General features: G+C 62.7%; 8 protein-coding genes. 4 read left to right on the top strand and 4 right to left on the bottom strand.

Annotation, left to right across the window (positions count from 1 at the left end):
• Positions 1-14: 14 nt before the first annotated feature.
• Entirely contained in the window at positions 15-2,255 is a 2,241-nt protein-coding gene (locus INF58_RS09230; RefSeq protein WP_107534884.1) for a TonB-dependent siderophore receptor, read from the bottom strand.
• Positions 2,256-2,400: 145 nt separating this feature from the next.
• On the opposite strand from INF58_RS09230, the gene fes reads away from it, so the two are divergent.
• Genes fes through entF form a run of 3 tightly spaced genes read left to right on the top strand, consistent with a single transcriptional unit; the run spans position 2,401 to position 7,677 of the window.
• Positions 2,401-3,600 carry an enterochelin esterase gene (gene fes, locus INF58_RS09235; RefSeq protein ID WP_193527554.1) on the top strand — a complete coding sequence of 400 codons (1,200 nt, stop codon included), beginning with the start codon at positions 2,401-2,403 and terminating at the stop codon, positions 3,598-3,600.
• A gap of 10 nt (positions 3,601-3,610) precedes the next feature.
• Positions 3,611-3,823, top strand: coding sequence for an MbtH family NRPS accessory protein (locus INF58_RS09240; protein WP_193527555.1), 213 nt, complete (start codon positions 3,611-3,613; stop codon positions 3,821-3,823).
• Complete coding sequence (gene entF / locus INF58_RS09245; protein WP_193527556.1) at positions 3,820-7,677, top strand: enterobactin non-ribosomal peptide synthetase EntF; 3,858 nt, start codon at positions 3,820-3,822, stop codon at positions 7,675-7,677. The genes INF58_RS09240 and entF overlap by 4 nt, the downstream gene beginning before the upstream one ends.
• A 71-nt stretch (positions 7,678-7,748) precedes the next feature.
• Here the strand turns inward: entF and fepC are convergent, their stop codons facing one another.
• The 3 genes from fepC to fepD are packed head-to-tail and all read right to left on the bottom strand — an operon-like array spanning position 7,749 to position 10,533.
• Entirely contained in the window at positions 7,749-8,543 is a 795-nt protein-coding gene (gene fepC / locus INF58_RS09250) for an iron-enterobactin ABC transporter ATP-binding protein (RefSeq protein WP_028012291.1), read from the bottom strand.
• On the bottom strand, positions 8,540-9,529 hold the full coding sequence (gene fepG / locus INF58_RS09255) for an iron-enterobactin ABC transporter permease (protein WP_120266909.1): 990 nt from the start codon (positions 9,527-9,529) through the stop codon (positions 8,540-8,542). The genes fepC and fepG overlap by 4 nt, the downstream gene beginning before the upstream one ends.
• A complete protein-coding gene (gene fepD, locus INF58_RS09260) occupies positions 9,529-10,533 on the bottom strand; it encodes a Fe(3+)-siderophore ABC transporter permease (protein WP_063866037.1) in 1,005 nt (334 codons plus the stop codon). The genes fepG and fepD overlap by 1 nt, the downstream gene beginning before the upstream one ends.
• 108 nt (positions 10,534-10,641) lie before the next feature.
• Between fepD and entS the strand changes: the two genes are divergently transcribed.
• Positions 10,642-11,880, top strand: a complete 1,239-nt coding sequence (gene entS / locus INF58_RS09265) for an enterobactin transporter EntS (RefSeq protein WP_063866039.1) — start codon at positions 10,642-10,644, stop codon at positions 11,878-11,880.
• Position 11,881 lies beyond the last annotated feature (1 nt).

Here is an 11,881-nt window from a genome sequence, read left to right on the forward strand (position 1 = left end):
TTGACTTCAGTGCCTTAAAAACGTGTATTCACGCTCATGTACCAGGTGCGACCCGGTTCATTATACGTGTAGGCACCCGCACCGTACATATACGCACCGGTGGTGGCATTTCCGGTCGTCTGGGCATTACCCGCGCGCCACTGGCGCTTGTCGAAGACGTTGTCCACGCCGCCGGTCAGGCTAACGTTTTTGGTCACGTCCCAGGTGGCGCTCAGGCCAACGATGCTGTACGGGCTGACTTCGTCTTTCTCAGACCCGGTCACCGGCTGACCTTTGTAGTTGTACTTCTTCGGCTGCTGCTTGCCGTACCAGGTGAAGGTCGACTGCAATGACACATCCTGGTGCACCTGCCAGCTCAGGGTCGAGTTCAGCGTGTACTCCGGAATGATCGACAGGCGATCGCCGGTCTCCTTGTTCTTGCTTTGCAGCATATAGGTGATGTTGTTGGTCCAGTTGATGGTGTCGCTGACCGGCACGTTCAGGGAGCCTTCCAGACCTTCCACCACCGCCTTCGGCACGTTTTCCCACTGGTAGATATCGGTGGTGACTTTACCGGTGGAGGTCTGGCCAATCGGCGCGTAGCCCGCTTCAATCTTGTTGCGGTAGTCGTTGCGGAACCAGGTCACGCCCGCCAGCCAGCCGTCGCGTTTCCACTCCAGGCCAATCTCTTTGTTGATGCTGGTTTCCGCTTTCAGATCGTCGTTACCCATCATGTAGCAGCCCACGCCGTCGGAACTGGCGTAGCAACCCTGGCCTTTACTGTACAACAGGTAGTTCGGGTTGGTCTGGTACAGGCTTGGCGCTTTGTAGGCACGCGCGATGCCCATCTTCAGGGTGAAGTCATCCCCCAGACCCTGCGACAGGTTCAGGGACGGGCTCCAGTTATTGCCCACGATGGTGTGGTGATCGAAGCGCAGGGCAGGGGTCAGCATGGTGCTGTCGGTCAGCTCCATGTTGTTCTCAGCGAACAGGGAGAAGATCTCCGCTGACGTGTACGGGCTACGGTCTTCGCTCATGCCCGGGATGGTGCCACCCTGCTGAGTTTGCGTGAAGGAGGTTGAATCCTTCATCCGCTGCTGGTTCCACTCGGTGCCGAGCGTCAGGTTCTGGTTCACAATGAAATCAATCGGCAGGTTGATTTCGCTGTGCAGCATCACGTCGGCCAGATCGGTATCGGTGAATTTATTACTGTTGAACAGGCCTTCCAGACCGCCCGCCAGCCCTTCGCCCAGACGGGAGTTGCGGGTGTGTTCGTACTGCGCCCAGTTGCTGGTGGTAATGCCGTTATCCCAGCCGCCGTTCCAGGTCACGGCGAAGTTCTGGCGATAAATACGGTTCGTCTCTTTGCCGTAGTTTTTCTTCACCAGCGCGTTGTCGTTGTTGGTGTTCTGCGTGTCACCCGCATACAGGTTGTTCTGGCGGCTGTAGCCCGCTTCAAACTCCAGCGACTGCATCGGCGCGAAGTCCCAGCGCACCACGCCGTTGATGTCTTTGTTCTCTACACCCTCGCGGCCCGCGGGCAGGGTGTTGGCGTAAGCGCCCGTACGGTCAGACTGATGGCCCTGGTTAATGTCCCACGCGTCGGCCTGGGTTTTGTCCAGGTTACCGAACATGCGGAAGCTGAAGTCGCCGCCCAGCGGGCCGCTCAGGCTAAAGTTGGTGCGCTTGGTAGAACCTTCGTCTTTATGTTCTGGCGCGTTCAGGTAGGTGTTCCAGGAGCCGTGCCACTGGTCGTCGAATTTTTTGGTGATGATGTTCACCACGCCGCCCGCCGCGCCGTTACCGTAGCGGGCAGCGGCCGGGCCGCGGATCACTTCGATGCGCTCGATCATCTCCGGCGGCACCCAGCCGGTATCGCCGCGGGTATCACGCTCGCCGCGCCAGCCCAGGCGAATCGAGTTGCGGCTGGTGACGGGCTTGCCGTCGATCAGGATCAGGGTGTTTTCCGGGCCCATGCCGCGAATGTCGATCTGACGGTTGTTCCCGCGCTGGCCGCTGGTGGAGTTCCCGGTCAGGTTAACGCCCGGCATGGTGCGGATGATTTCCGCCACGTCCCGCGCGGGCGGGTTTTTGCGGATCTCATCGGCGGTGATGGTCGACACGCCAGGCGCCTGCAAATTCTGCTCGGCGGCGGTGATCACCATGGTGTCTTCGTGCTGCGCGGAGGCGGCGTTGTCGTCTGCCATGGCGGGCAGCGCGACGCCATAAATCCCTAAATTGACCAGCAAGGCCAGAGAGTGAATCTTCTTATTCATTGTACGTCCCGCTTTTATGGTTATTTATGAACGCGCTTCCCACAGCGCGGGCAATACGCTATTGCAAATGCAAATAGTTATCAATAATATTATCAATAAAATTTGCTCTGAAACAAAAAATATTGTTAAACATGGGGTTATAAGGGTGACGGCGTTAACAACCGGAAGTGAAGCGTGGTGGCAGACGAAAAACGGGCCGGAATGGGAACGTCATGAGGAAAACTATCGCGTCACATTCTGGTGGCGGGACCCGGCAGGAACCCAGCAGACCTCAACGATCAAGCGCGTCTGGCTCTACGTTACCGGCGTGACCGACCACCATCAGAATGCCCGCCCGCAATCGCTTGAACGTATCCCGGATACCGACGTCTGGCACTGGCAGGGGGAGTTCAGCCCCGAATGGCGCGGCAGCTACTGTTTTATCCCCTCCGATAACGAAAACGATTTTTCCGATGCAGTGTTTGAAGGCGAGCAGCCGGACCGCATGGCGCTGCGCGAAGGCTGGCGAAAACTGCTGCCGCACGCAATTTCTGACCCGCTGAATGTGCAGAGCTGGCGCGGCGGGCGCGGGCACGCCGTCTCGGCGCTGGAAATGCCTGCGGCCCCCGTTCAGCCGGGCTGGAACCATCCCGATACGCCTTATAAAAAGCCCGTTTGCATTACGTGGGACAGCGCGCGCCTGAAGAACCGTCGCCGCGTGTGGATTTTTACCACCGGCGATGATAACCCCGGTCGCCCGCTGGCGGTCTTCCTCGACGGGCAGTTCTGGGCCGAAAGCATGCCCGTCTGGCCCGCGCTGGCGTCGCTCACCCGTGAAGGCAAACTGCCGCCAGCGGTTTACGTGCTGATCGACGTGATAGACACCGCGCACCGCAGCCGCGAGCTGCCCTGCAACCCTGATTTCTGGCTGGCGGTGCAGGAAGAGCTTCTCCCGCAGGTGAACAGCATTGCGCCCTTCAGCGATCGCGCCGATCGCACCGTGGTGGCGGGCCAGAGCTTCGGCGGGCTCTCTTCGCTCTATGCCGGCCTTAACTGGCCGCAGCGGTTTGGCTGCATCCTCAGCCAGTCCGGATCTTACTGGTGGCCGCACCGCGGTGCACAGCAGGACGGGCTGCTCATCGAACAACTTAAAGCGGGTGAAAAAACCGCTCGCGGGCTGCGCATCGTCCTTGAGGCCGGGCGCAATGAGCCGCTTATCTTGCGCGCAAACCAGGCGATTTACGCCGAACTACACGCACTGCAACCGGTATTCTGGCGTCAGGTTGACGGCGGACACGATGCGCTTTGCTGGCGCGGTGGGCTGACGCAGGGGCTGATGACCCTCTGGCAGCCGCTCATTCAATAACGGAGTCTGTATGGAATTCATCAATCCTTTCGATAATCCGCAGGGACAGTTCGCCATTTTGCAAAATGACCAGGGGCAGTACAGCCTGTGGCCGCAGCAGTGCGAGTTGCCTGCGGGCTGGCGCGTGGTCTGCGAACCGCACTCTCAGGAGGCGTGCCAGCAGTGGCTGGCGCAACGCTGGCAGACGCTTGAGCCGTCCTGTTTTGCGGGGGAGCGCGCATGAACCGTCTTCCTCTCGTCGCCGCCCAGCCGGGTATCTGGATGGCAGAGCAGCTTTCCTCGCTGCCAAACGCCTGGAGCGTGGCGCACTACACCGAGCTGAAAGGCAATATCGACGCGCCATTGCTGGCAAAAGCCATTGCGCAAGGCATGATGCAGGCCGATACCCTGCGCACGCGTTTCGCTGAAGATAACGGCGAGGTCTGGCAGTGGGTCGATGAGACCCTGATCCTGCCGGAGCCGTCCATCGTTCGCGTTGATTCTCACGACGCTGCCGTGGCGCTGATGGAGGCCGATCTCAGTCAGGATCTGCGCGTGGACAGCGGTCAGCCGCTCGCTTTCCATCAGCTGATTCAGGTCGGTGACAACCGCTGGTACTGGTATCAGCGCTATCACCATCTGGTGGTGGATGGCTTCAGTTTCCCGGCGATTACCCGCCAGATCGCCGCAATTTACGCTGCATGGAAGAAAGGGGAACCCACCCCAGCCTCACCGTTTACCCCGTTCGCCGAGGTTGTTGACGAGTATCAGCGCTATCGCGACAGCGAGGCCTGGCAGCGCGACGGTGCTTTCTGGGCCGGGCAGCGCAAACAGCTTCCTCCTCCGGTCTCGCTCTCCTCCGCGCCGCTGCCGGGACGCGCCGCCACTACCGACATCCTGCGCCTGAAAATTGCCATGGACGCTCGCGCCTTTAGCCAGCTGGCGCAGGCCGCCGGGCAGGCACAGCGCACCGATCTGGCGCTTGCGCTGGTGGCGCTGTGGCTCGGCCGCCTCACCGGACGGCTGGACTACGCCGCCGGGTTTATCTTTATGCGCCGCATGGGGTCCGCCGCGCTGACCGCAACCGGCCCGGTGCTTAACGTCCTGCCGCTGGCGGTGAATATTAATCCGCTTGAGAGCCTGCCGGAGCTGGCGCTGCGCCTGGCGAACCAGCTGAAAAAAATGCGCCGCCATCAGCGCTACGACGCCGAGCAGATCGTGCGCGACAGCGGGCGGGCCGCAGGGGACGAACCCTTGTTTGGGCCGGTGCTGAACGTGAAGGTGTTCGATTATCAGCTGGATATCGACGGCGTGGAGGCCATCACCCACACACTGGCGACCGGCCCGGTGAACGATCTTGAGCTGGCGCTGTTCCCGGACGAGCAGGGCGGATTAAGCATTGAGATCCTCGCCAACAGGCAGCGTTACGACGACGCGACGCTGAAGCGCCACGTTTCGCGCCTGAACGCGATGCTGGCGCAGTTTGCCGCGAACCCGGACCTGCGCTGTGGCGCCGTGGAAACCGTATCCGAGCAGGAATACGCCCGGCTGGCGCGCATCAACGATACTGGCCTGGCGCTGCCTTCCACCACGCTGGCGGATCTGGTGGCGGAGCAGGCAAACAAAACGCCGGACGCCCCCGCGCTGGCGGATGCCCATATTGAGCTGAACTACCGCCAGATGCGCGAACAGGTGATCGCGCTGGCAACCCTGCTGCGCGCGCGCGGCGTGAAGCCCGGCGACAGCGTGGCGGTGGCGCTTCCGCGTTCGGTGTTCCTGACCCTGGCGCTGCACGGCATTGTTGAAGCCGGTGCCGCCTGGCTGCCGCTGGATACCGGCTACCCGGACGATCGTCTGCGGATGATGCTGGAGGACGCGAAGCCGTCGCTTCTCATTACCACCGACGCGCAGCTTCCGCGCTTTAACGATCTGCCGATACCTTCGCTTAGTTACAACATGCTATTGCCGGCCACGGACGCTGAACCTCTGCGGCTGGCGAAGCCGGAGCAGACCGCGTACATCATCTTTACCTCAGGTTCAACGGGACGCCCGAAAGGGGTGATGGTGGGGCATACCGCCATCGTTAACCGCCTGAAGTGGATGCAGGATCATTATCCACTGGCGGCGGATGACGTCGTGGCGCAGAAAACGCCGTGCAGCTTTGACGTGTCGGTGTGGGAGTTCTGGTGGCCGTTTATCGCCGGCGCAAAGCTGGTGATGGCCGAGCCGGATGCGCACCGCGACCCGCAGGCGATGCAGAGCTTCTTCGCAGAATATGGCGTAACCACCACCCACTTCGTGCCGTCGATGCTGGCGGCGTTTGTCGCCTCGCTGACGCCGGAAAACGTCGACTGTTGCAGGACGCTGAAGCAGGTGTTCTGTAGCGGCGAGGCGCTGCCAACGGCGCTGTGCCGCGAGTGGGAGCAGCTCACTCATGTACCGCTGCACAACCTCTACGGCCCAACCGAAGCGGCGGTGGACGTGAGCTGGTATCCGGCGTACGGCCCGGAGCTGGCGGCGGTGGAGGGCAACAGCGTGCCGATCGGCTTCCCGGTGTGGAATACGGGGCTGCGCATTCTGGACGCGATGATGCGCCCGGTACCGTTCGGCGTGGCGGGCGATCTGTATCTCACCGGCATTCAGCTGGCTCAGGGGTATCTGGGACGCCCCGACCTCACCGCCAGCCGCTTTATTGCCGATCCGTTTGCCCCAGGCGAGCGGATGTATCGCACCGGAGACGTCGCCCGCTGGCTGGACAACGGGGCGGTGGAATATCTGGGCCGCAGCGATGACCAACTGAAAATCCGCGGTCAGCGCATTGAGCTGGGCGAAATCGACCGGGCGATGCTGTCATTGCCTGACGTGGCCCAGGCCGTGGCGCATGCGTGCGTGTTCAACCAGGCAGCGGCAACGGGCGGCGATGCCCGCCAGCTGGTGGGGTATGTGGTGTCCGAATCCGGTTTGCCGCTGGATCGCGACGCGCTGCTGGACTCGCTCAGGGCACAGCTGCCGCCGCATATGGTGCCGGTGGTGCTGCTGCAAATCAGCGCGCTGCCGCTGAGCGCCAACGGCAAGCTGGATCGCAAGGCGCTGCCGCTGCCGGAGCTGACCAGCAAAACCTCCGGTCGCGCGCCCGAGACACAAACCGAAGCCGCCGTGGCGCAGGCGTTTTCCGCGCTGCTGGGCTGCGAAGTGAACGATATCGACGCCGACTTCTTTGCCCTCGGCGGCCACTCGCTGCTGGCGATGCGCCTCGCGGCACAGCTTGGCCGTGCGTTCAGCCGCAAGGTCACGCCGGGGCAGATTATGGTCGCCTCGACGGTCGGCAAGCTCAGCGCGCTGCTGGACTCGCAACTGAGCGACGAACAGGCGCAGCGTCTGGGGTATGAAACCTTGCTGCCGCTGCGTGAAAGCAACGGCCCGACGCTGTTCTGCTTCCATCCGGCGTCCGGCTTTGCCTGGCAGTTCAGCGTCCTGGCGCGTTACCTCAGCCCGCGCTGGTCCATCGTCGGCATTCAGTCGCCGCGGCCAAACGGCCCGATGCAGCAGTGCGCGGATCTCGATGGGGTGATCGAACATCACCTGAAAACGCTGCGTAAGCAGCAGCCGCAGGGACCGTATTATCTGTTCGGCTATTCGCTCGGCGGCACGCTGGCGCAGGGCATTGCGGCGCGTCTGCGCGAGCAGGGCGAAGCGGTGGCGTTTCTTGGTCTGCTGGATACCTGGCCGCCGGAAACCCAGAACTGGGCGGAGAAAGAGGCCAACGGTCTAGACCCGGAAGTGCTGGCGGAGATCGAGCGCGAGCGTCAGGCGTTTATCGCCGCCCAGCAGGGGCAGGGCTCCAGCGAATTGTTTAACACCATTGAAGGCAACTACGCGGACGCGGTGCGGCTGCTCACCACCGCGCACAGCTCACGGTTCGACGGTAAAGCGACGCTGTTTGTTGCCGAACGTACGCGAACGATGAATCCGCATACGGCCTGGGCGCCGTGGGTGGGCGAGCTGGAGGTCTACAGCCAGGACTGCGCCCACGTGGATATCATTTCACCGCAGGCGTTCGAGAAGATAGGACCGGTGTTGAGGGAAATATTGGAGTAACGTCAACAGCGCCGGGTGGCGGCTACGCCTTACCCGGCCTACGGGAGCTGACTGTAGGCCGGGTCCGGCAATTACCGCCGACCTAACGGCACCACCAGCGGTGTACCCGCCACCGGATCGTCAATAATCATGCAGCGCATGCCGTAGATCCGCGCGATCAGCTCTGGCGTCACAATCTCCTTCGGCGCGCCCTGCGCCACAATTTCGCCGTCGCGCAGCGCAATCAGATGCGTCGCGTAGCGGCAGGCCTGATTTAAATCATGCAGCACCGCCGCCAGGGTGTACCCCTGCGTGCGGTTCAGCTCGCTCAGCAGCTCCAGCAGGTCAATCTGATGGCTGATGTCCAGCCAGGTCGTCGGCTCGTCCAGCAGCATAATGGCGGTTTCTTGCGCCAGCACCATCGCGATCCACGCCCGCTGTCGCTGTCCGCCGGAGAGGGTATCCACGCTTTGCTGAGCCAGATCGGTGATGCCCGTTGCTTCCATCGCGCGCTTCACGGCCTCGTCGTCCTCTTTGCGCCAGCGGGTAAACAGCGGCTGGTGTGGGTAGCGCCCGCGCGAGACCAACTCCTGCACCGTGATATCTCCCGGCGTGGTGGCGTTTTGCGCCAGCAGCCCGATGCGCCTGGCCACCTCTTTGCTAGCGAAGCGCTGGATCTGCTCTCCGTCGAGGAATACGCTGCCCTCTGTCGGCGACATCAGGCGGCTCAGGGTGCGCAGCAGGGTCGATTTGCCGCAGCCGTTCGGACCGATAATCGCGGTGAAGTGGCCGTCCGGAATGGCGACGGTTAAATCACGGGCAATGATTTTTTTGCCATAGCCGAGGGTCAAGTTTTCGCCGCGCAAGCGGGTTGTTGAATCTGTCATTTCTTGCGTGACTCCTGAACGAGCAAGACGATGAGGTAAATCCCGCCGAGGCTGACGGTCACCACGCCCACCGGAAGTTGATAAGGCATAAACAGCCGCTGGGCGCAGAGATCGGCGGCCAGCAGCAGCATCGCACCGCACAGGGCAGCCTGGGTCAAGCCCCAGCGTGCGGTGCCGCTAAGACGCCGCGCGATATGCGGCGCGACAAGGGCAATAAACGAGATCGGCCCGGCAATCGCGGTGGACGCAGCGGTCAGCAATACCGCGACCAGCATCAGCATCAGGCGCGAACGCTCAACGCTCACGCCCAGCGCGCAGGCGCTGTCGTCGCCCATCTCCAGCAGGCGCATCCGGCGTACCAGCAGCAGGGCGCCGATAAACATCAGCAAAATCAGCGGCGCGGCGGGCCAGGTTTTGCCCCACGTCAGGCCGTTAAGTGAACCGGCATACCACAGCCCGGCGGAGAGCGCGGTTTCCAGAGACGCCTGCAACAAAAGCCAGGTGTTAAACGCCATCAGCATCGCGCGGATGCCGATCCCGATAATGATCAGCCGGAAGGTGTCAATGCCGTTGCGCCAGGCCAGGGCCCAGATAAGCAGCGAGGTCAGAATGCCGCCCGCCATCGCCGTAAAGGTAATGGCCGTCAGATGCTGCCCGAACAGCACCATCGCCACCAGCACGCCGCTCCACGCGCCGGTATTCAGGCCCATCACGTCCGGGCTGCCGAGGGGGTTACGCATCAGCGACTGGAAAATCGCGCCGCTGACGCCAAGCGCCGCACCCACCAGGATCGCCATCGCCACGCGCGGCAGTCGCCATTCGGTGACCACCATGGTGATGTTACGCGGCGCGCTGCCGGTGAGGGCGTGAAAGACCTGCGCGAAATCAAGCGTTACGGCACCGCTTTGCAGGCTCCAGACCGCCAGCAGAGTAATGGCGATGGCCAGCAGGAAGACACTGGTGAGTAAACGGCGGGACGGAGCCATCATGCGCCACCCCCGCGTCTGCGACGTACCAGGAAGATCAGCACCGGCGCGCCGATAAACGCGCTCACCACCGAGACGCGCAGCTCGCCGGGCACCAGCAGGCGGCCCAGCACGTCGGCAAACAGTAGCAGTGCAGGGGTCGCCAGCAGCGTGACCGGCAGCGACCAGCGGTGGTCCGAGCCCACCAGCCAGCGCGCCATGTGTGGCATCATCAGGCCGATAAAGGCGATCGGGCCGACCACGGCGGTTGCGCTACCGCTCAGCACGGTGATAGCGAGCAGGCCAGTCAGCTGCGTGCGCGCCACGCGGTTGCCGAGGGCGGTCGCGGTGTCGCTGCCGAGGCTCAGGCTGTTCAGCGACCGGCTTAAACACAGCGCCACGACGGCGGCGATAATGACCGGGATCGCCACCACGTTTAAGGTTTCAAGGGTCCGGATATCCAGCGAACCGGCCTGCCAGAAGCGCAGCTGGTCATACACGTCCGGGTTGAGCAGGGCGATACCGCTGGACAGACCTTCCAGCACCGCCGCCAGCGCCACGCCTGCCAGGGTTAAGCGTACCGGGCTGAGCTGGCCGCCGCCCTGACTGCCGGTAAACGCCACTACCAGCGAGGCCGCCAGCGCGCCGCAGAAAGCCATCACCAGCTGTTCAGAGGGCGACGTTAACCCGAACAGCGCTGCGCCGAGCACGATGGCAAAGCTTGCGCCGGAGTTCACGCCGAGAATACCGGGGTCCGCCAGCGGGTTACGGGTAAGGGTTTGCATCAGGGCACCCGCAAGGCCGAGCGCGCCGCCGGCCAGCAGTCCGGCAAGGGTACGGGGCAGGCGAGCGTCGAGCACGATGGTGCAGTCGGCGCTCTGACAGGTTCCGGAGAGCGCATCGACAATAACGGACGCGGGCAGCGGTTTAGCGCCGACCAGCAGGCTGAGTGCAATCGCAAGGATTAGCAGTAGCAATAATACGGGCACGGCAATGGCGCGCACCGCAGAAGAGGAAAACGACATAGCAACATCCATGATTTGATAATGATAGTGATTATCGTTATCTATCTTATTTGGCTATGTTAGCATGTGCGCCCATGGAATTGGTAGAAATAGACTCAAGGCCTTGTCATGAATCAAAAATCCTGGCTGCTTAACCTCAGCCTGCTTAAGACGCACCCGGCGTTTCGTGCGGTCTTTATCGCCCGTTTTATCTCCATTTTGTCCCTTGGCCTGCTCGGCGTCGCCGTGCCCGTCCAGATCCAGACCATGACGCACTCCAGCTGGCTGGTGGGGTTATCCGTGACCTTAACCGGCGGGGCGATGTTTATCGGCCTGATGGTCGGCGGCGTGCTGGCAGATCGCTACGAGCGTAAGAAGCTGATCCTGCTGGCGCGCGGCACCTGCGGGGTGGGCTTTATCGGGCTGTGTCTGAACGCGATGCTGCCGGAGCCGTCGCTGGTGGCGATTTATGCCCTTGGCCTGTGGGACGGTTTTTTCGCCTCGCTCGGCGTGACGGCGCTGCTGGCGGCGACGCCCGCGCTGGTGGGGCGCGAGAACCTGATGCAGGCGGGGGCGATCACCATGCTCACCGTCCGCCTCGGCTCGGTGATTTCGCCGATGGTCGGCGGCCTGCTGCTGGCCACCGGCAGCGTGGCGTGGAACTATGGCCTTGCAGCGGCGGGAACCTTTATCACCACGCTGACGCTGCTGCGTCTGCCGCTGTTGCCACCGCCGCCGCAGCCGCGCGAGCACCCGCTGAAGTCGTTAATGGCCGCGATTCGTTTTCTGTTCAGTAACCCGCTGATTGGCGGCATTGCGCTGCTCGGCGGCCTGCTGACCATGGCGAGCGCCGTGCGCGTGCTTTACCCGGCGCTGGCGGGAGAGTGGCAGATGAGCGCCTCAGAGATTGGTGTGCTGTACGCCGCCATTCCGCTCGGCGCGGCCTGCGGAGCGCTGACCAGCGGTAACCTGGCCCAAAGCGCGCGTCCGGGCTTGATTATGCTGGTGGCGACGCTGGCCTCGTTTATCGCCATCGGCTTCTTCAGCCTGATGCCGGTCTGGGCGCTGGGGGTGATGTGTCTGGTGATTTTCGGCTGGCTGAGCGCGGTCAGCTCACTTTTACAGTACACCCTGATCCAGACCCAGACGCCGGAAGGGATGCTGGGGCGTATCAACGGCCTGTGGACGGCGCAGAACGTGACGGGCGATGCGATTGGCGCGGCGATCCTCGGCGGGCTGGGAGCAATAATGACTCCGGTGGCGTCGGCGAGCAGCAGCGGGTTTGTGTTAGCAATGGTTGGCGCGATCTTACTGGTGACGCTGGTGGAATTGCGGCGGTTCAGCCCCTGTAGGTCGGGTAAGGCGTAGC

The organism is Enterobacter cloacae complex sp. P24RS, from assembly GCF_014982165.1.
Lineage (GTDB): Bacteria > Pseudomonadota > Gammaproteobacteria > Enterobacterales > Enterobacteriaceae > Enterobacter > Enterobacter quasihormaechei.

Coding starts and splice junctions, on each gene's coding strand:
- INF58_RS09230 (WP_107534884.1), bottom strand. CDS start 2,255: ATGAATAAGAAGATTCACTCTCTGGCCTTGCTGGTCAATTTAGGGATT.
- INF58_RS09240 (WP_193527555.1), top strand. CDS start 3,611: ATGGAATTCATCAATCCTTTCGATAATCCGCAGGGACAGTTCGCCATT.
- entF (WP_193527556.1), top strand. CDS start 3,820: ATGAACCGTCTTCCTCTCGTCGCCGCCCAGCCGGGTATCTGGATGGCA.
- fepC (WP_028012291.1), bottom strand. CDS start 8,543: ATGACAGATTCAACAACCCGCTTGCGCGGCGAAAACTTGACCCTCGGC.
- fepG (WP_120266909.1), bottom strand. CDS start 9,529: ATGGCTCCGTCCCGCCGTTTACTCACCAGTGTCTTCCTGCTGGCCATC.
- fepD (WP_063866037.1), bottom strand. CDS start 10,533: ATGTCGTTTTCCTCTTCTGCGGTGCGCGCCATTGCCGTGCCCGTATTA.
- entS (WP_063866039.1), top strand. CDS start 10,642: ATGAATCAAAAATCCTGGCTGCTTAACCTCAGCCTGCTTAAGACGCAC.